19 protein-coding genes are annotated in these 19,838 nt (G+C 65.5%); 17 read left to right on the forward strand and 2 right to left on the reverse strand.

Annotated elements, in window-relative coordinates; translation table 11 throughout:
* Positions 1–85 precede the first annotated feature (85 nt).
* The 6 genes from ACIP1U_RS02455 (at position 86) to aroA (ending at position 6,777) form a co-directional block, all read left to right on the forward strand.
* The gene (locus ACIP1U_RS02455; RefSeq protein ID WP_029045717.1) at positions 86–649 is read left to right on the forward strand and encodes a DUF2059 domain-containing protein; all 564 of its coding nucleotides are present in this window, start codon (positions 86–88) and stop codon (positions 647–649) included.
* Between the two features lie 169 nt (positions 650–818).
* Positions 819–1,976 carry a 3-phosphoserine/phosphohydroxythreonine transaminase gene (serC, locus tag ACIP1U_RS02460; RefSeq protein ID WP_400311275.1) on the forward strand — a complete coding sequence of 386 codons (1,158 nt, stop codon included), beginning with the start codon at positions 819–821 and terminating at the stop codon, positions 1,974–1,976.
* Positions 1,977–2,079: 103 nt separating this feature from the next.
* Complete coding sequence (gene pheA / locus ACIP1U_RS02465) at positions 2,080–3,228, forward strand: prephenate dehydratase (RefSeq protein WP_400311278.1); 1,149 nt, start codon at positions 2,080–2,082, stop codon at positions 3,226–3,228.
* Between the two features lie 28 nt (positions 3,229–3,256).
* The gene (hisC, locus tag ACIP1U_RS02470) at positions 3,257–4,384 is read left to right on the forward strand and encodes a histidinol-phosphate transaminase (RefSeq protein WP_400311280.1); all 1,128 of its coding nucleotides are present in this window, start codon (positions 3,257–3,259) and stop codon (positions 4,382–4,384) included.
* Positions 4,385–4,490: 106 nt separating this feature from the next.
* A complete protein-coding gene (locus ACIP1U_RS02475; RefSeq protein ID WP_400311282.1) occupies positions 4,491–5,387 on the forward strand; it encodes a prephenate dehydrogenase in 897 nt (298 codons plus the stop codon).
* Between the two features lie 85 nt (positions 5,388–5,472).
* Positions 5,473–6,777 carry a 3-phosphoshikimate 1-carboxyvinyltransferase gene (gene aroA, locus ACIP1U_RS02480; protein WP_400311284.1) on the forward strand — a complete coding sequence of 435 codons (1,305 nt, stop codon included), beginning with the start codon at positions 5,473–5,475 and terminating at the stop codon, positions 6,775–6,777.
* Here aroA and ACIP1U_RS02485 read toward each other — a convergent pair.
* A complete protein-coding gene (locus ACIP1U_RS02485; protein WP_400311287.1) occupies positions 6,767–7,003 on the reverse strand; it encodes a DUF2061 domain-containing protein in 237 nt (78 codons plus the stop codon). The genes aroA and ACIP1U_RS02485 overlap by 11 nt on opposite strands.
* 125 nt (positions 7,004–7,128) lie before the next feature.
* Here ACIP1U_RS02485 and cmk point away from each other — a divergent pair, with 125 nt between their 5' ends.
* From cmk to cysM, 11 genes are all read left to right on the forward strand, one after another.
* Positions 7,129–7,797 (forward strand): (d)CMP kinase, encoded by a 669-nt coding sequence (cmk, locus tag ACIP1U_RS02490; RefSeq protein ID WP_400311289.1) that lies wholly within the window; start codon positions 7,129–7,131, stop codon positions 7,795–7,797.
* A gap of 170 nt (positions 7,798–7,967) precedes the next feature.
* Complete coding sequence (gene rpsA / locus ACIP1U_RS02495; protein ID WP_029045709.1) at positions 7,968–9,662, forward strand: 30S ribosomal protein S1; 1,695 nt, start codon at positions 7,968–7,970, stop codon at positions 9,660–9,662.
* 30 nt (positions 9,663–9,692) lie between these two features.
* Positions 9,693–10,085 carry an integration host factor subunit beta gene (locus ACIP1U_RS02500; protein WP_400311291.1) on the forward strand — a complete coding sequence of 131 codons (393 nt, stop codon included), beginning with the start codon at positions 9,693–9,695 and terminating at the stop codon, positions 10,083–10,085.
* A gap of 271 nt (positions 10,086–10,356) precedes the next feature.
* The gene (locus ACIP1U_RS02505; RefSeq protein WP_133094012.1) at positions 10,357–10,704 is read left to right on the forward strand and encodes a lipopolysaccharide assembly LapA domain-containing protein; all 348 of its coding nucleotides are present in this window, start codon (positions 10,357–10,359) and stop codon (positions 10,702–10,704) included.
* Positions 10,705–10,707: 3 nt separating this feature from the next.
* Positions 10,708–11,919: a lipopolysaccharide assembly protein LapB gene (gene lapB / locus ACIP1U_RS02510; protein ID WP_400311294.1), complete on the forward strand. Its 1,212-nt coding sequence runs from the start codon at positions 10,708–10,710 to the stop codon at positions 11,917–11,919.
* Positions 11,920–11,955: 36 nt separating this feature from the next.
* Positions 11,956–13,359, forward strand: coding sequence for a UDP-glucose dehydrogenase family protein (locus tag ACIP1U_RS02515; RefSeq protein WP_400311296.1), 1,404 nt, complete (start codon positions 11,956–11,958; stop codon positions 13,357–13,359).
* 79 nt (positions 13,360–13,438) lie between these two features.
* Positions 13,439–14,383, forward strand: coding sequence for a D-glycero-beta-D-manno-heptose-7-phosphate kinase (gene rfaE1, locus ACIP1U_RS02520; protein WP_400311298.1), 945 nt, complete (start codon positions 13,439–13,441; stop codon positions 14,381–14,383).
* Between the two features lie 27 nt (positions 14,384–14,410).
* On the forward strand, positions 14,411–15,406 hold the full coding sequence (gene rfaD, locus ACIP1U_RS02525; protein ID WP_400311301.1) for an ADP-glyceromanno-heptose 6-epimerase: 996 nt from the start codon (positions 14,411–14,413) through the stop codon (positions 15,404–15,406).
* Positions 15,407–15,564: 158 nt separating this feature from the next.
* Positions 15,565–15,951 (forward strand): ComEA family DNA-binding protein, encoded by a 387-nt coding sequence (locus ACIP1U_RS02530; protein ID WP_400311304.1) that lies wholly within the window; start codon positions 15,565–15,567, stop codon positions 15,949–15,951.
* A gap of 253 nt (positions 15,952–16,204) precedes the next feature.
* Entirely contained in the window at positions 16,205–17,506 is a 1,302-nt protein-coding gene (locus ACIP1U_RS02535; RefSeq protein ID WP_400311306.1) for a solute carrier family 23 protein, read from the forward strand.
* Positions 17,507–17,618: 112 nt separating this feature from the next.
* Positions 17,619–18,521, forward strand: a complete 903-nt coding sequence (cysM, locus tag ACIP1U_RS02540; RefSeq protein WP_400311309.1) for a cysteine synthase CysM — start codon at positions 17,619–17,621, stop codon at positions 18,519–18,521.
* An 83-nt stretch (positions 18,522–18,604) separates the two neighbouring features.
* Here the strand turns inward: cysM and mltB are convergent, their stop codons facing one another.
* A complete protein-coding gene (mltB, locus tag ACIP1U_RS02545) occupies positions 18,605–19,711 on the reverse strand; it encodes a lytic murein transglycosylase B (protein ID WP_400311312.1) in 1,107 nt (368 codons plus the stop codon).
* Between the last annotated feature and the right edge of the window lie 127 nt (positions 19,712–19,838).

The raw sequence follows: 19,838 nt of genomic DNA on the forward strand, positions 1-19,838 counted from the left end.
TAAATTGTTGCAACAACAGGACGCCAGCCGGAACTCGACTTGCGGCTGTCCGGACTAAAACGGACGTATTTACCAGGGAGTCACAATGCTCAAAACCTATCGACGTATCGCTGTTCTGGCCGCTTTCGTTCCGACCTTCATGGTGGCACAGCATGCCCATGCACAGGACGCGGAAAAGACAGCAGCCATTAAGGAACTGCTTTCCGTCATGCAGGCTGACCAGGCCGTGAAGGGCCAGGCAGAAAACTGGCAGCAAGGTGCCAAGCAGGAAGCCCCGCTGGTGCTGGAGCAGGTTCTGGTCGAGAACAAGACCCTGAGCGACAAGCAGAAGCAAGCCGCGGTGGAAAAGCTGAAGAAGAACGGCGCGGTCCAGCGCATGGTCGACGGCGCCGGCACGGCATTCAACACTGACGGTTTCCGCAAAGATGCCATCCAGGCCCACTACGACGCGTTCGGCAAGTACTACTCCACGCAGGAGCTGAAGGACCTGACCACGTTCCTGAAGTCGCCGACTGGCCAGAAGTTCATGGCCAACCAGGGCAAGGCGACCCAGGAAATCTGGGGTTCGATGATGCAGAAGTACGGCCCGCAGGTCGGCAAGTCGATGCGCGATGCCGCCGAGAAGGAAATCACCGCCGCTTCGAAGTGATCTTCGCTGCAGGGTCCGACTGAGGCAATGCGCCGCAATGCTACGTTTAGGCCGCCTCGCGCGGGCCGGCGCGGAACCGGGGTCCGGCCCCGGAGCGCCAATCGGGCGCGGGTTTGAGGGATAATGGCTGCTTGGGTAACTCCGGCAGCCATTTTTCCTTTCCCGTCTCATGAACGATCCCCAGAATCCCGCACTTGCCGGCATGATGCAGCGTGCATTGGCCGAACGCGTCTACAACTTCTCCCCAGGCCCGGCCGCGCTTCCCGTCGAAGTGCTGCAACAGGCTGCCGAGGAAATGCTGTCATGGCGCGGGACCGGGGTTTCGGTGATGGAGATGAGCCACCGCAGCCGCGAGTTCGAAGGCATCCACAACGAAGCCATCGCCGACCTGCGCGAGCTGCTGCATATCCCCGACAATTTCCGCGTGCTGTTCCTGCAGGGCGGCGCCATCGGCGAAAACGGCATCGTGCCGCTGAACCTGATGCGCCTGCGCAGTGCCGAGCAGCCCAAGGCCGACTTCGTCGTCACCGGCACCTGGTCGATCAAGACCGAGCAGGAAGCGCGCCGCTACGGCGCGGTCAATATCGCCGCGTCCAACGAGGCGGAAAAATTCCACCGAATTCCCGCTGTTGCCGACTGGAAGCTGTCGGATGACGCCGCCTACGTGCACCTGTGCACCAACGAGACCATCGTCGGCGTCGAGTTCCAGGACATTCCCGATATCGGCCAGGTCAAGGGCAAGCGCGTGGTAGTGGCCGATGCCTCCAGCCATATCTTGTCGCGCCCGATCGACTGGTCGCGCGTGCAGGTAGTCTACGCCGGCGCGCAGAAGAATATCGGCCCGGCCGGCGTCACCATCGTGATCGTGCGCGAGGACTTGCTGGGTCATGCGCATCCGCTGTGCCCGTCGGCATTCAACTGGCGCCAGGTGGCCGAGAACAACTCGATGTACAACACGCCGCCGACCTACGCCATCTACATTGCCGGGCTGGTCTTCAAATGGCTCAAGCGCCAGGGCGGCGTGCCGGCGATCGAGCAGCGCAATATCGCGAAGGCTACGGCGCTGTACGACTTCCTGGACCAGAGCGACTTCTACCGCAATGAGATCGATCCGGGCTGCCGTTCGCGCATGAACGTGCCGTTCTTCCTCGGCGACGAATCGCGCAACGATGCCTTCCTGGCGCAGGCACGCGCCAATGGCCTGGTGCAGCTCAAGGGGCACAAGACCGTGGGCGGCATGCGCGCCAGCATCTACAACGCGATGCCGCTGGAAGGCGTGACGGCGCTGATCGATTTCATGCGCGAGTTCGAACGCACCTCGGCCTGACGTGCGTGACCGCGGCACAGCCGGCGCGCCATCGCGCGCGCAGGCTGGCGCGGACTGGTTTTTCCCCGGCCGCCGCGCCCCGGCGGCCCACCGGATTCATACAATGACAAGTCAAGACAGCACCCCTGCGCACGAGGAGACGCAGCCCAACGGCAACCACCAGAGCGAGGCCGAACGCAAGCTGTCGGTCGAACTGGCGCCGCTGCGCGAGCAGATCGACACGGTGGACCGCGAACTGCTGGCCATGCTGAACCATCGGGCCAAGCTTGCGCTCGAGGTTGGCGAGGTCAAGAAGAAGTACGGCGCGCCCGTGTTCCGCCCGGAGCGCGAGCTGCAGGTCATCCGCAAGGTGCAGGGCGCCAACCCGGGTCCGCTGCTGGGCGAGAGCGTGGCCGCCATCTGGCGCGAGGTGATGTCCGCATGCCGCGGGCTGGAGAAGCCGCTAGAAGTCGCATTCCTCGGCCCGGCCGGCACGTTCTCGGAGCAGGCGTTGTATGCGCACTTCGGCCATGAAGTGAGCGGCGTGCCATGCCCCAGCATCGACGAAGTGTTCCGCGCGGTGGAGGCGGGTACTGTCGAATACGGCGTGGTGCCGGTGGAAAACTCGACCGAAGGCGCGGTGTCGCGCACGCTCGACCTGTTCCTGCAGACGTCGCTGAAGATCAGTGGCGAGATCGCGCTGAAGGTGCACCACAACCTGATGGCGTCCACGCCCGACATGAAGGGCGTGACCGTGGTGCGTGCGCACGCGCAGGCGCTGGCCCAGTGCCAGCACTGGCTGACCGCCAACTATCCGCACCTGGAGCGCCAGGCGGTGTCGAGCAATGCCGAGGCGGCGCGCATGGCCAGCGAGGATCCGACCGTCGCGGCGATCGCCGGCGAATCCGCCGCCAACCGCTACCACCTGCACCTGGTGCGCACGCATATCCAGGACGATCCGCACAACCGCACCCGTTTCGCCGTAATCGGCCACTACGAGACCGAGCCGTCGGGCAGCGACCAGACCTCGATGATCCTGTCGGTGCCGAACAAGGCCGGCGCGGTGTACCAGCTGCTCGCGCCGCTGGCCGAGAACGGCGTGTCGATGTGCCGCTTCGAGTCGCGTCCGGCGCGCAGCGGAGCTTGGGAGTACTACTTCTACGTCGACGTCGAAGGGCACCAGCATGAGCCGGCGGTGGCACGCGCCATCGACGAACTGCGCCGCAACGCGGCCTACCTGAAGGTGCTGGGCTCGTATCCGTCGAGCAAGTAAGGCCAGCGCAACCGAACAAGGAGACAAGATGGCGGAGCAGGGTAAGCAGGGCGGCACGGTGTTCGGGCCGGACTATGTGCGGGCGATCTCGCCGTACGTGGCCGGCAAGCCGATTTCGGAAGTCGCGCGCGAGTTCGGCCTGGACGAGGCCGGCATCGTCAAGCTCGCCTCCAACGAGAACCCGCTGGGCATGCCGGCGTCGGCGCAGCGCGCTGTTGCTGCCGCCGTGGCTGATCTGGGGCGCTACCCTGATTCGAACGGCTTTGCGCTGAAGGCCGCGTTGTCGGCGCGTTTCGGCGTGCCGGACGACTGGCTCACGCTGGGCAACGGCAGCAACGATATTCTCGAACTGGCAGCCCATGCGCTGGTCGAGCCCGGCCAGTCGATCGTCTATGCCGAGTACTCGTTCGCGGTCTATGCGCTGGCGACGCAGGAGATCGGCGCCCGGGCCATCGAAGTGCCGGCGCGCGACTACGGCCACGATCTCGATGCCATGGGTGCGGCGATCGCGGCGGATACGCGCCTGGTCTTCATCGCCAACCCCAACAATCCCACCGGCACCTTCCTGCCGGCAGCGCAGATCGAAGCCTTCCTGCAGGCGGTGCCGCCGAACGTGGTGGTGGTGCTGGACGAGGCCTACAACGAATATCTGGATGCCGGCCAGCAATACGATTCGATCGAGTGGGTGCGCCGCTATCCCAACCTGATGGTGTCGCGCACCTTCTCCAAGGCGTATGGCCTGGCGGGGCTGCGCATCGGCTATGCGGTGGCGCAGCCGGCACTGACCGATCTGCTCAACCGCATTCGCCAGCCGTTCAATGTCAACAGCGTGGCGCAAGCCGCGGCGATCGCAGCGCTGGACGATGCCGAGTTCCTGCGCCGCAGCGCGGAGCTGAACCGTGCGGGCAAGGCGCAGCTGGTCGAGGCCTTCGATCGTCTCGGGCTGGAATATGTGCCGTCGTCGGGCAACTTCGTGCTGGTGCGCGTCGGCGATGACGACGGTGCCGGTGCGCGCGTCAACCTGGCTTTGCTGAAGCAGGGCGTGATCGTGCGCCCGGTGGGCAACTACAACCTGCCGCGCTGGCTGCGCGTGACCATCGGCCTGCCCGAGGAAAACGCTGCCTTCATTGCGGCGCTGGAGCGGGCGCTGGCGTAAGCCCCGCTACAATCGCGGCGTTTCGCGCCGGGCCGCTGTGCCCGGTGCCGTGCCTTTTTTGCTATCGCTCGGCCCGGTCGAGCCACTGCCCGTCGGGCCTGAAATCGTGAGTGCTTTGCATTTTTCCCGTGTTGTCATTGTCGGCGTCGGCCTGATCGGCGGCTCGCTCGCGCTGGCGCTCAAGCGCGCCGGCGTGGCGGGCACGGTGGTCGGCGTGGGCCGCTCGCCCGCGTCGCTGCAGAAGGCGCTGGACCTTGGCGTGATCGACGAAGCGGCGACGCTCGCCGATGCCGCGCGCGGTGCGAGCCTGATCGTGCTGTGCGCGCCGGTCGCGCAGAATTTTGCGCTGCTGCATGCACTGGAGCCGCACCTGCAGCCCGGCACCATCGTCACCGACGCGGGTAGCACCAAGTCAGACGTGATCATGGCGGCCAAGACCGCGCTGGGCGACAAGGTCGCGCAGTTCGTGCCGGCGCACCCGATCGCCGGGCGCGAGCTCAACGGCGTGGAGGCGGCGCTTGCCGACCTGTATGTCGGCAAGAAAACCGTGCTGTGCCCGCTGCAGGAAAATGCGCGCGACGATGTCGCGGCGGTTCGCGCGATGTGGGAACACGCCGGCGCGCAGTGCCACGTGATGTCGGCGGTGCAGCACGACGCGGTGTTCGCGTCGGTCAGCCACCTGCCGCACGTGCTGTCGTACGCGCTGGTGGCGCAGGTGGCCAATGCCGAAGACGCGGCGCTGAAGCTGGATTTCGCCGGCGGCGGATTCCGCGATTTCACGCGCATCGCGGCTTCGTCGCCGGAGATGTGGCGCGATATCTGCGTGGCCAACCGCGAAGCGTTGCTGCGCGAACTCAATACCTACCAGTCGGTGCTCGCGCACTTGAAGACGCAGATCGAGAAGGGCGACGGCGACGCGCTCGAACGCATCTTCACGCGCGCCAGCAAGACCCGGCTGGCCTGGGGCGCCGAACGCGCCGCGGGCAACAATATCGAACCGTAGCCAGCGCGAGCGCGGCAAGCTGCCGCACCGCGACTGAATTGCTGAAATTGCCTTACCGCGGCGCCCCTCGGCGCCCTCCGAGACCATGGAACACCTGACGCTAGGCCCCCTGACCCGCGCCACTGGCACCGTGCGGTTGCCAGGCTCGAAGAGCATCTCCAACCGCGTGCTGCTGCTGGCCGCGCTGGCCAGCGGGGAGACCCGCGTGCGCGACCTGCTCGATTCCGACGACACCCGCGTGATGCTGCAGGCGCTGCGCACGCTGGGCGTGACGTGGCGGCAGGATGGCGCTGATTACATTGTCACTGGCGCCGGCGGCAATTTCCCGAACAAGTCGGCCGAGTTGTTCATGGGCAATGCTGGTACGGCGACCCGCCCGCTGACGGCAGCGCTGGCGCTGCAGGGCGGCAGCTACAAGCTGTCGGGCGTGCCGCGCATGCACGAGCGGCCGATCGGCGACCTCGTCGATGGCCTGCGCCAGGTCGGCGCGGTGATCGATTACCTGGGCAATGAAGGCTTCCCGCCGCTGCATATCCAGCCGGCCAGCATCCGCATTGACGCGCCGATCCGCGTGCGCGGCGATGTGTCGAGCCAGTTCCTGACTGCGCTGTTGATGAGCCTGCCGATGGCGCAAAGCGACAGCGGCCGGATCGAGATCGAGGTGGTGGGCGAACTGATTTCCAAGCCCTATATCGAGATCACGCTGAACCTGCTGGCGCGCTTCGGCATCCAGGTCGAGCGGCAGGGCTGGGAGCGCTTCGTGCTGCCGGCCGGCGCGGCTTACACGTCTCCCGGAGAGATCTATGTGGAGGGTGATGCCTCCTCGGCATCGTATTTCCTGGCGGCCGGCGCGATCGGCGGTGGCCCGGTGCGAGTCGAGGGCGTGGGCATGTCCAGCATCCAGGGCGACGTGCGTTTCGCCGATGCACTCAACCGCATGGGCGCCAACATCATGGCTGGCGACAACTGGATTGAAGTGCGCGGTACGGAACGCGACGACGGCCGCCTGCACGGCATCGAACTGGACTGCAACCACATTCCGGATGCGGCCATGACCCTGGCGGTGGCGGCGCTGTTTGCCGAAGGCGCCACCACGCTGACCAATATCGCCAGCTGGCGCGTCAAGGAAACCGACCGGATCGCGGCGATGGCAACGGAACTGCGCAAGCTGGGCGCAGTCGTGGATGAAGGGGCGGACTATCTGCGTGTGACGCCGCCGCCTGCCTGGCAGACCCCGGCCGACGGTATTGGCACCTATGATGACCATCGCATGGCGATGTGTTTCTCGCTGGCTGCATTCGGGCCGCTGCCGGTGCGGATCAACGACCCGGGCTGCGTGGCGAAGACGTTCCCGGACTACTTCAGCGTCTTTGCTGGCGTTACGCGCTGACCAGGTCGCCGCGCGTGGCCGTATTGCCGGTGGCTTCACCGCTGGTGGCCGACCGGCGACCCTCACGCCGTTCCCAGTAGCGGTCAAAGAAGTAATGGGCCACGGTATTGACGGCCGGTTCGATGAACGTGACGGCACCGCTGATGGCGAGACTCCCGGTCAGCGCATACGTCACGCTGAAAGCGATGCCGAGGTGCATGATGCCGAACGTCAGGGTTTTTGCCATGGTAGATTGCCTCGCGACTGAAAACTGGAGGGTGCGCGCCGCAAACGCGGCGAAGCGCCATGAATCAAATGATAATGATTCTCAGTATTTTTAACAATCAATCGTTGCTTTGAGCTTCATAACTAATGACTATCGTCAACGTCATCACCATTGACGGGCCGACCGCCTCCGGCAAGGGCACGGTCGCACACAAGGTCGCCGATGCGGTGGGCTTCCACCTGCTCGACAGCGGGGCCCTGTACCGGCTGGTGGCGTTGGCCAGCGATCGCGCCGGCGTTGAGTTGGCCGACGTTGACACCCTGGCAAAGGTCGCTTCCCGCCTCGATGTGAAGTTCGGCCCTGACCGGGTCTGGCTGCAGGGCGAGGAAGTCAGCCTGGCCATCCGGGCGGAGGCCATCGGCAACCGCGCCTCGGCCATCGCCGTGCACCAGCCGGTGCGCGATGCGCTGACCCAGTTGCAGCGCGACTTCCGCAAGCTGCCCGGCCTGGTCGCCGACGGCCGTGACATGGGCACCGTGATCTTCCCGGACGCCCAACTGAAAGTGTTCCTCACGGCAAGTGTTGAGGCGCGTGCTCGCAGGCGCTATAAACAATTGATTGATAAGGGAATTTCTGCTAATATTGAAGACCTTTTGCGTGACCTTGAGGCGCGCGACGCGCGGGATCGCAACCGCGCCGCCGCGCCGCTGCGTCCCGCCGAGGATGCAAAGCTGCTGGATACCTCCGACATGACGGTGGATCAGGCAGTGGCGCAGGTGCTGGAGTGGTTTGCCGCTGTGCGGTCCGGTGCATGAATGCATCGGACGCATGACAAGCGAACGGACCTCGCCGGCACCAGATGGCGCCAGCCCGGACATGCCTGATCGGCCCGGCGCTGGCTTTTGTCAAACCTGACCCCGCTGCACTGGCAGACTGAGCGCGATAGTCGCGCCGGCCAGCGTACTGCGGATTTCACCTTACGTTTATGTCCGACCTGCAAACTAACGAATCCTTTGCCGCACTGTTCGAGGAATCGATCGCCCGCTCCAATATGAAGGCTGGCGAAGTGATCTCCGCTGAAGTCGTGCGCATCGACCACAACTTCGTGGTCGTCAACGCCGGCCTCAAGTCCGAGGCATTCGTGCCGGTGGAGGAGTTCCTGAACGACCAGGGCGAACTCGAAGTGCAGGCCGGCGACTACGTCTCCGTGGCCATCGATGCACTCGAGAACGGCTATGGCGACACCATCCTGTCCCGCGACAAGGCCAAGCGCCTGGCATCGTGGCTGAACCTCGAGAAGGCGCTGGAAGACGGCGAAATCATCTCGGGTACCGTGACCGGCAAGGTCAAGGGCGGCCTGACGGTGATGGTCAACGGCATCCGCGCGTTCCTGCCGGGCTCGCTGGTCGACGTGCGTCCGATCAAGGACACCACCCCGTACGAAGGCAAGACCCTGGAATTCAAGGTCATCAAGCTGGATCGCAAGCGCAACAACGTGGTGCTGTCGCGCCGCGCCGTGGTCGAAGCGACCCTGGGCGAAGAGCGCCAGAAGCTGATGGAAACCCTGAAGGAAGGCGCCATCGTCAACGGTATCGTCAAGAACATCACCGACTACGGTGCGTTCGTTGACCTGGGCGGTATCGATGGCCTGCTGCACATCACCGACCTGGCCTGGCGCCGTGTCCGCCACCCGAGCGAAGTGCTGTCGGTTGGCCAGGAAATCACCGCCAAGATCCTCAAGTTCGACCAGGAAAAGAACCGCGTCTCGCTGGGCGTGAAGCAACTGGGCGAAGATCCGTGGGTCGGCATCTCGCGCCGCTACCCGCAAGGCACCCGCCTGTTCGGCAAGGTGACCAACCTGACCGACTACGGCGCGTTCGTCGAGATCGAAGCCGGCATCGAAGGCCTGGTGCACGTGTCGGAAATGGACTGGACCAACAAGAACGTTGCCCCGTCCAAGGTTGTCCAGCTGGGCGACGAAGTGGAAGTCATGGTCCTGGATATCGACGAAGACAAGCGTCGTATCAGCCTGGGCATGAAGCAGTGCAAGGCCAACCCGTGGGACGATTTCTCGCGTAACCAAAAGAAGGGCGACAAGTTGAGCGGCCAGATCAAGTCGATCACCGACTTCGGCGTGTTCATCGGCCTGCCTGGTGGCATCGACGGCCTGGTGCACCTGTCCGACCTGTCCTGGCAAGAGTCCGGCGAAGAGGCCGTGCGCAAGTACAAGAAGGGCGACGAAGTCGAAGCCGTGGTTCTGGGCATCGACGTCGACAAGGAACGCATCTCGCTGGGCATCAAGCAACTGTCGGGCGATCCGTTCAACAACTTCATCTCGGCCAATGACAAGGGCTCGCTCGTTACCGGCACCATCAAGGCCGTTGACGCCAAGGGCGCCGTGGTCCAGCTGGCTGACGATGTGGAAGGCTACCTGCGTGCATCGGAAATCTCCGCTGACCGCGTGGAAGACGCCCGCAACGTGCTGAAGGAAGGCGAGCAGATCACCGCCCTGGTGGTGAACGTCGACCGCAAGTCGCGCAACATCAACCTGTCGATCAAGGCCAAGGACAGCGCAGAGCAGCAAGAAGCGATGCAGAAGTTCCAGGCTGACACCGGCACGGCTGGCACGACCAACCTCGGCGCCCTGCTGAAGGCCAAGCTCGGCCAGGACAACCAGTAATCGCAGGCCCCCGCGCTTGCGCGAATGCCCATGACCAAGTCGGAGCTCGTCGAAAAACTGGCTGCCCGCTTCCCCCAGCTGCTGCTGCGGGACGCGGACATCTCGGTCAAAACGATACTCGACGCGATGTCCGAAGCGCTGGCCGATGGCCACCGCATCGAGATCCGCGGATTCGGCAGTTTTGGTCTGAACAAGCGTCCGCCTCGCGTGGGGCGCAATCCCAAGTCCGGCGAACGGGTGCTGGTACCTGAAAAACGGGTGCCGCACTTCAAGGCGGGCAAGGAGTTGCGCGAACGGGTTGACCGTAGCCAGCCGGCGCCTGTGGGCGTCAATGGTCACGGCCATTCCGCCGGCACGGCTTCGGCTGCGCCTGGCGCTGCGGCGGTGCTGCACGAGGGTGGGCTGAATCTGGTCCGCTCCTGAGCATCGTCTGTCGATCCGGTTGTGTGTGGAATAAAAAAAGCGCCCTTTGGGGCGCTTTTTTTATTCCACATCGCTGGCCTGAAGGCTGGCGCATGCTGAAGCAGTCGCGAGCAATACGTGTCAGCGTCCCCAGGCCGGCGCGCGTTAGCCTCCCGTTACCGCCGCGTTACCGAATCGCGGAAGTGATTCCGTTACAATGCCGGGGTCATTGCCGGCCCGAGCGAATGTGCCGGCGCTGCCTAAACGTCACGCTGCCAAGCTGCCTACCTGCATGAAATTGTTCGCCTGGATCGTCCGTATCGTCGTATTCGTGCTGCTCTTCGTGCTGGCGCTGCGCAATACCGCCGATGCTTCGCTGCAGTTGTTCTTCAACGCCGTCTGGCACGCCCCGCTGATCCTGATCCTGTTCGCCGCCTTCGTGCTTGGCGCGGTAGCGGCGCTGGCCTCGGTGGCACCTGGCCTGATGCGCCAACGCATGGAGGTCGCCAAGCTGCGCCGCGCGCTGACGCAGGTGCAGGCGGCCGCCGCATCCGCATCGCCGCAGCCGGCGGCGGCAAGCACGGCCACGCCGCGCGACGCCAAGCCGGTCCCTTACAACGTAGTCGGCCCGAAAGTCTGATTTATGATGTTTGAAACCTGGTGGTTGCTGGCGCTGCCACTTGTCTTTGGCCTCGGCTGGATGGCGGCGCGCTTCGACGTGCGGCAACTCATCAGCGAGCAGGGCGCGCTGCCGCGCTCGTATTTCAAGGGCCTCAACTTCCTGCTCAACGAGCAGCCCGACAAGGCCATCGACGCCTTTGTCGAGGTCGCCCGCCTCGATCCCGAGACCACCGAACTCCACTTCGCCCTGGGTGCGCTGTTCCGCCGCCGCGGCGAGACCGAGCGCGCCATCCGCGTGCACCAGAACCTGGCGACCCGGCCTGACCTGCCCGAGCCCGAGCGCGAGCATGCGCTCTATGAACTGGGGCAGGATTTCCTGCGCGCCGGCCTGCTCGACCGCGCCGAGGAGTCGCTGCGCCGGCTGATGTCCGGCCCGTATGCGGCCTCGGCCAAGCGCGTGCTGCTCGAACTGTACGAAGTCGAGAAAGAGTGGCAGAAGGCCATCGACGCCGCGCGTGAGCTGCAGGCGCTGGAGCAGAAGAGCTACAGCCTGCAGATCGCCCAGTTCTGCTGCGAACTGGCGCAGGACGCGCTGCAGCGCAAGCGTCCCGAGGATGCAGTGAAGTGGCTGAACCAGGCCATCGAAGAAAATGCGGCCAATGTGCGCGCGCCCATCCTGCTGGGCGATGTGGCGGTCGCTGCTGGCGACGCACGTGCCGCGCTCGGCCACTGGCTGGGCATCGAACAACAGGACGCCTCGTATCTGCCTCTGGTCGCCGACCGCGTGGTCAAGGCCTATGCCAGCCTGCAGCAGGAAGGCACGGCGCTGGAGTGGCTGCACAGTTTGCTCAAGGGCAAGCTCGCGCCGGAACTGCTCGACACCGCCTACAAGGCCGAGCTTGAAACGAACGGCCCCGAAGCCGCTGCGCGCCTGATGCGCGAGCAATTGCGGCGCCAGCCCACGCTGCTGGCGCTGACAAAGTACTTTGAGGCCCAGGCCGCCGTGACCTCGGCCGAAGTGCCGGCCGGTGCCGATGCGCCCGCCGAGAATGGCGCCGGCGACCGCGATCAGGAAACTGGCGCGATCCGTGACCTGCTGCAGGCGCGCACGCGCAACCTGGCGCGCTACACCTGCCGCGAATGCGGTTTCCGCGCCCGCCTGTTCTACTGGCAATGCCCGGGTTGCAACCGCTGGGAAACCTACGCCCCGAGGCGTTCCGAGACGCTTGGCTGAGCCCGGCGCGTGCACCACAGAATCTGATCTGAAGCCATGAAAGTCACCATTATCGGCAGCGGCTATGTCGGCCTCGTCACCGGCGCTTGCCTGGCGGAGCTGGGCAACGATGTGTTCTGCCTTGACTTGGACGAAAAGAAGATCGCGCTGCTCAACGCGGGCGGCGTGCCCATCTACGAGCCGGGCCTGCAGGAGCTGATCCAGCGCAACCGCGCTGCTGGCCGCCTGGTTTTTTCCACCGACGTCGCCGCGAGCGTGGAGCATGCCGACGTGCAGTTCATTGCCGTTGGCACCCCGCCGGACGAAGACGGCTCGGCCGACCTGAAGTACGTGCTGTCCGCGGCGCACAATATCGGCCGGCACATGACCGGATTCAAGGTCGTGGTCGACAAATCCACCGTGCCGGTGGGCACGGGCGACCGCGTCACTGCCGCGATCCGCGAGGAACTGGCCGCGCGCGGGTTGGAAGACCTGCAGTTCTCGGTGGTATCGAACCCCGAGTTCCTGAAGGAGGGTGCCGCGGTCGAGGACTTCATGCGCCCCGACCGCATCGTGCTGGGCTGCAACCCGGATGCCGCCGGCCGCCATGCGCAGGCCACCATGCGCACGCTGTACGCGCCGTTCAACCGGCACCATGAGCGCACTTTCTACATGGATGTGCGTTCCGCCGAGTTCACCAAGTACGCCGCCAATTCGATGCTGGCCACGCGTATTTCGTTCATGAACGAACTGGCCAACCTGGCCGACGAGGTCGGCGCCGATATCGAACTGGTGCGCATGGGTATCGGCTCGGATCCGCGTATCGGCTACAGTTTCCTGTATGCCGGCGCGGGTTACGGCGGTTCGTGCTTTCCCAAAGACGTGCAGGCGCTGATGCGCACCGCGGCGGACCATGGCAAGTCGATGCGCGTGCTCGAGGCGGTGGAGGCGGTCAATGGTGCGCAGAAGCGCGTGCTGGGCGAGAAGATCGTGCGCCGCTTCGGCGATGACCTTGCCGGCCGATCCTTTGCGATCTGGGGGCTGGCATTCAAGCCCAATACCGACGATATGCGCGAGGCGCCGTCGCGGATCCTGGCGCGGGAACTGGTGTCGCGCGGCGCGGCACTGCGCGTGCACGACCCGGTATCGATGGATGAAGCGCGCCGCGCGCTGGAGTCTGACCTGTCCGATCTGCCGGGCGCCATGGCGCGCGTCAGCTCCCACGACAACCAGATGGATGCGCTGGACGGTGCCGATGCGCTGGTTATCGTGACCGAATGGAAGGTATTCCGCAGTCCGGACTTCGGGCAGATCAAGCGGCGGCTGAAGACGCCGGTGATCTTCGACGGGCGCAACCTGTATGAGCCCCAGGCGATGGCCGAGAGCGGCGTCGAGTACCACGCCATCGGCCGCCCTGTCCGGCCCGGACAACTGGCAGCGCACGATTCCGCGAACAAATAGAGCGTGCACGGGTCAACGACTGATCAACCGACATGCTGACGAGGCGGCGCTGGCTGCCTTGCAATCGCCAAGGATCTTCATGAACAAGACCATCCCGCAGGAACAGATCAGGCAGTCTCATATCCTGGTGGTCGGCGACATGATGCTGGACCGCTACTGGTTCGGCGACGTCGAACGCATCTCGCCGGAAGCCCCGGTGCCGGTGGTGCAGGTCAAGCGCAGCGACGAGCGCCTGGGCGGTGCGGCCAACGTGGCGCGCAACGCCGCCGCGCTGGGCGCGCGCGTGGGTATGCTGGGCGTGGTCGGCGACGACGAGCCGGCGCGCACACTGGAGGCGCTGCTGGCCGAGAGCCACGTCGAGCCTTACCTGCATCGCGATCACAAGCTGAACACCACCATCAAGCTGCGCGTGGTCGCCCACCAGCAGCAACTGTTGCGCGTGGACTTCGAGAACGCCCCGGCGCACGAAGTGCTGGCCGCGGTACAGGACCGGTTCCAGGGCCTGATCAACGACTACCAGGTGCTGGTGCTGTCCGACTACGGCAAGGGCGGCCTGACGCACGTCTCCCGCATGATCGACGCCGGCCGCGTGGCCGGTCGCAAGGTGCTGATCGACCCCAAGGGCGACGACTACTCGCGCTACCGCGGCGCCACGCTGATCACCCCCAACCGCTCCGAGATGCGTGCCGTGGTCGGCGCCTGGAAGACCGAGGCCGACCTCACCATCCGCGCGCAGAACCTGCGCCGCGAGCTGCAGCTCGAAGCGCTGCTGCTGACGCGCTCGGAAGAGGGCATGACGCTCTACACGGAAGCCGAAGTGCTGCACGTCTCGGCCCAGGCGCGCGAGGTCTATGATGTATCGGGTGCCGGCGATACCGTGATCGCCACCCTGGCCACCATGCTCGGCGCCGGCGTACCGCTCAAGGAAGCCGTCCAGCATGCCAACCGCGCCGGCGGCATCGTGGTCGGCAAGCTCGGCACCGCCGTCGTCACCTACCCTGAATTGTTCGGCGCCGCCCCGTGACGCGCGGCGCCTATTACTGAAGCGACCATGACCATCATCGTGACCGGCGCCGCCGGCTTTATCGGCAGCAATCTCGTCAAGGGCCTGAACGACCGGGGCGAGACCCATGTCATCGCCGTCGACAACCTGACCCGCGCCGACAAGTTCCACAACCTCGTCGACTGCGAGATCTCCGACTACCTGGACAAGGAGGACTTCCTCGAGCGCTTTGCAAAGGGGCAGTTCGGCAAGGTCCGCGCGGTGTTCCACGAAGGCGCCTGCTCTGACACCATGGAGAGCGACGGGCGCTACATGATGGAAAACAATTACCGCTACACGCTGTCGCTGATGGAGAGCTGCCTGGAGCAGGGCGCGCAGTTCCTCTATGCCTCGTCGGCCGCGACCTACGGTGCCTCGCAGGTGTTTCGCGAGGACCGCGAGTTCGAGCGTCCGCTGAACGTGTACGGTTACTCCAAGTTCCTGTTCGACCAGATCGTGCGGCGCAGGCTGCCGTCGGCGCTGTCGCAGATCGTCGGCTTCCGCTATTTCAACGTGTATGGCCCGCGCGAGAACCACAAGGGCCGCATGGCCTCGGTGGCCTTCCATAATTTCAACCAGTTTCGCGCCGACGGTACCGTGAAGCTGTTCGGCGAGTACGGCGGCTATGGTCCCGGCATGCAGAGCCGCGACTTCATCTCGGTCGAGGACGTGGTCAAGGTCAACCTGTACTTCCTGGACCATCCGGAGAAGTCCGGCATCTTCAACCTGGGCACCGGCCGGGCGCAGCCGTTCAACGACATCGCCGTTACCGTGGTCAACACGCTGCGCGAGGCGGAAGGCAAACCGCGCCTGTCGCTGGAAGAACTGGTCCAGGAAGGCTTGGTCGAGTACGTCAAGTTCCCGGACGCGCTGCGTGGCAAATACCAGTGCTTTACGCAGTCCGATGTGTCGAAGCTGCGCGGCGCGGGCTACAGCGAGGCCTTCCTGACGGTCGAGGAAGGCGTGGCGCGCTACTGCCGCTGGCTGATCGAGCGCAACGGCTGACGCTGGCCTCCCGTAATGACCGGCCGACACGTTTTCGTGCGGCCGGTGTCAACTTGTGTTGCCGTATGCGCCGCCGTGGCGCGCTGAACCTATCCTGAGCTGGCCTCGCCGCGATGGCGGGGTGGTACTTCACACCATCCACAGCAAAAGGAGCTTTCATGTTCAAGCATTGGGTCTGGCAACTCGTCCGTCGTTTTTCCCTGCTGGCTGCGATGTGCCTGTGCGCGGCCGGCGCGGCGCATGCCGCCATCGACGTCAATACGGCCGACGAGGCCGCGCTGACTTCGGTCAAGGGCGTTGGCCCCGCCACCGCACGCAATATCGTCAATGAGCGCAACAAGCGCGGTCCGTACAAGGATGCCGCCGATCTTGCCGAGCGCGTCAGCGGGGTGGGGCCGAAGTCTGTGGCCAGGTTGCAGGACGGGGGGCTGGTGTTCGGCGTCGCCGCCGCTGCGCCGGCCACCGCTGCTCCGTCAGCTCCCGCGGCCAAGCCCGCCAAGGCGGCTGCCGCAGCGCCAGCCGGCGCTGCCAAGGCAACTCGCTGAAGCGGCAAGCGGAGCCTATCGCCCTGTGCCGGGTCCGGATGCGTCCGGGCTCGTCCTTGCTGGTACGTCTAGTGCTACACCTGTGCGGCTTCGCAGCCATCCGGCTGCGGAGTATCATGCGGACGCCGCGCCGGCAGGATCTGCCGCGCGCGCGTGCCGACCGGCAATATGCAGCCGGTTGGCGGCTGATCACCAACCACAATCGCGGCGGCCGCTGACGGAGCGGCCCGCCCGGACACAGGGAGCACAACACATGGCGAATGGCGAGGACGCGGGTTTCCTGCCGAAATGGCGGCTCAAGACCGAAGGGGTAATCGGGCCCGATGAACGGCTGCCGGCCGGGCAGACACTGCTGGCCGGTATCCAGCACGTGGTGGCGATGTTCGGCTCGACCGCCATCGCGCCGATCCTGATGGGCTTCAATCCCAATATCGCCATCCTGTTTTCCGGTATCGGCACGCTGATCTTCTTCCTGTGCGTGCGTGGCCGGGTGCCCAGCTACCTCGGCTCCAGCTTTGCCTTTATCGCCGTGGTGATCGTCGCCACCGGCTATGCCGGCAGCGGCCCCAACCTCAATATCCCGGTGGCATTGGGCGGGATCATTGCAGCGGGTGCGCTCTACACGGTGATCGGCCTGGTGGTGCAGGCCGTGGGCTACGCCTGGGTGGAAAAGCTGATGCCGCCGGTGGTCACCGGCGCGATCGTCGCGGCCATCGGGCTGAACCTGGCCCCGGTCGCGGTCAAGGCGGTCAGCGGCTCCTCGCTTGATACCTGGGTGGGCCTGTTGACGGTGCTGGCCGTGGGCCTGGTCGCAGTGCGCGCGCCAGGCATGCTCGGCCGCCTGCCGGTGCTGATCGGCGGACTGGTGGGGTACGTTGCCTACTACGTGGGCACCAACGTGATGGGACTGGGCAAGCCGATCGACTTCTCCAGCGTTGCCGCGGCCAGCTGGTTCGGCCTGCCTGCGTTCACCGCACCGGCGTTCGAGGTCAGCGCCATGCTGCTGATCGCACCGGTGGCGATCGTGCTGGTGGCAGAGAACCTCGGCCACATCAAGGCCATTGGCGTGATGACGGGCCGTAACCTCGATCCGTATATCGGCCGCGCGTTTATCGGCGACGGCATTGCGACCATGCTGTCGGCCAGCGGCGGCGGCACCGGCGTGACCACCTATGCCGAAAATATGGGCGTGATGGCGGTCACCAAGATCTACTCCACGCTGATCTTCGTGGTGGCGGCGGCGGTGGCCATTGTGCTGGGCTTTTCGCCCAAGTTCGGCGCGCTGATCCTGACCATCCCCGGACCGGTGATCGGCGGCCTGACCATCGTGGTGTTCGGCCTGATCGCCGCGACTGCGGGCCGGATCTGGGTGCAGAACAAAGTGGACTTCTCCAGCTCGCGCAACCTGATCACGGTCGGCGCCACGTTGACGGTGGCTGCGGGCGACCTGACGCTGAAGCTGGGCGGCATGACGCTGGGCGGCATCGGTACCGCAACCTTTGGCTGCATCCTGCTGTACCACCTGCTGGGCGAAGGCAACCACGAGGCCGACTGAGCCGCGCGGGGAAGCGAGGGGCATTGGTGCAAATCCCGTCTGCCGGCGAGGGAAAGGTGACTGGATTACAATGGCCGGCGAACCTGACCTACCATCGCCCACCCCCTCCCCCATGGCTTACAAGACAATTGAAGACACCATCGGCAATACGCCGCTGGTCAGACTGCAGCGCATTCCCGGTGCCGCCAACGATGCGCGCGGCAATGTGATTCTCGGCAAGCTGGAAGGCAACAACCCCGCCGGTTCGGTCAAGGACCGCCCGGCGGTATCGATGATTGCCCGCGCCGAGGCGCGTGGCCGCATCAAGCCGGGCGATACGCTGATCGAGGCCACTTCGGGCAATACCGGCATCGCGCTGGCCATGGCGGCCGCCATCCGCGGCTACAAGATGGTGCTGATCATGCCCGAGGACCTGAGCCTGGAGCGCCGGCAGAGCATGGCGGCCTACGGTGCCGAGATCGTCCTGACACCGGTGAAGGGCGGCATGGAATACGCCCGCGACCTGGCGGACGCGATGGAGCGCGAAGGCAAGGGCGTGATCCTCGACCAGTTCGCCAACCCGGACAACCCGCAAGCCCATTACGAAGGCACCGGCCCCGAGATCTGGCGCGATACCGACGGCCGTGTCACCCATTTTGTTTCGGCGATGGGCACCACCGGCACCATCACCGGCGTGTCGCGCTATTTGAAAGAGCAGAACCCGGCGATCCAGGTCATCGGTGCCCAGCCGGCTGAAGGCTCTCGCATCCCGGGCATCCGCAAGTGGCCGGAAGCCTACCTGCCCAAGATCTATGACCCCGCGCATATCGACCGCACCGAGCCGGTGAGCCAGGCCGATGCCGAGTACATGGCGCGGCGCATGGCGGCTGAAGAGGGCATCTTCTGCGGCATCTCGGCGGCCGGCGCATTGTGCGTCGCGCTGCGGATCGCCGAGGAAGTGGAGAACGCCACCATCGTCTTCGTGGTGTGCGATCGCGGGGACCGCTACTTGTCGACCGGCGTGTTTCCGGCCTGACCCCGGCCTGATCCGGGCGGCGATGCCAGACAGAAAAGCCTCGCGCAAGCGAGGCTTTTTTGCGTCCGGGTGTCAGGCGTGGCTCAGCCCATTGCCGCCTTGACCGCTTCGCCCAACTGGTACACCGCCAGCGCGTAGAAGAAGCTGCGGTTGTAGCGCGTCAGCACATAGAAGTTGCGCAGGCCCATCAAATACTCGGTCGGCTGGTCCGGCGTGGGCAGGTCCACCACCAGCACGCCGGTCTCGCCTTCGCGCGCCGTGTCGATGGGCTCGTCCACGCGCAGGCCGGCGCGGGTCAGTTGATTGAGCGTGCGCGTCGGCCACGGCTCGCCATCCGCCGCCGCGGTGGCGACGCCCAGGCTGCCGCTGTCGCCGGCAATGCGCCATACCACGGGCCGGCCCGGTTCCCAGCCGTGCAGCTGCAGGAAACGCGCCACGCTGCCGATCGCATCGGTCGGGCTGTTGCGCAGATCGATGCGGCCATTGTTGTCGTAGTCGATGGCGTATTCGCGCAGGCTGGTCGGCATGAACTGCGGGATGCCGATCGCGCCGGCGTATGAGCCCAGCACCGAGTACACATCGGTGCGCGTATCGCGGCACCACAGCAGGTAGTCGGCCAGCTGGTTCCGGAACAGCGTGGAGCGCGCGGCGCGGTTCGGCGTGTCGGGGTAGTCGAAGGCCAGCGTCGACAGCGAATCGAGCACGCGGAACGTGCCCATGTCGCGGCCATAGATGGTCTCCACGCCAATGATGCCGACGATCACCGAGGCCGGCACGCCGTATTCGGCCTCGGCGCGGCGCAGCGTGTCGCGGTTGTCCTGCCAGAAGCGCACGCCGGCGTTGATGCGGATCGGCTCGATAAAGCGCGAGCGGTAGGCGCGCCAGCTTTTGCGTCCGGTGGTGGCGGGCGGCATGATCAGCCGCACCACGGTCGAGGAATAGACCGCCTGGCTGAACCAGTCCTGCAACGTGCCGCGGTCGAAGCCATGGCGCGCCGCCATTTCATCGATAAAGACGCGGGTTTGCGGGTTGTCGCGGTAACGGCCGGGTTCGATTTCTTCTTCACGCACGCTGACGCGGCGCTTGCCGGCGGCGAGAAGGCTGGGGGAGAGGCCGCAGAGTCCGAGTGCGGCAGCGGAAAGCGCGGCGCCCAGCAGGGGGCGTCGCAGTGAGCGCTGGGTGTCGGTCATGGTGTCCTTTGCAAGTCGCTCCGAGTATAGCGGATGCCACTGGAGCGACTCGGCGCGAACTTGTGCGACCCGGCGCGCGACCCGGCTCAACGCGCGCCCGCCGCGAGGACGCGCATTGGGTGGCCGG

Origin of the sequence: Cupriavidus sp. NPDC089707, from assembly GCF_044748965.1 — a bacterium.
GTDB lineage: Bacteria > Pseudomonadota > Gammaproteobacteria > Burkholderiales > Burkholderiaceae > Cupriavidus.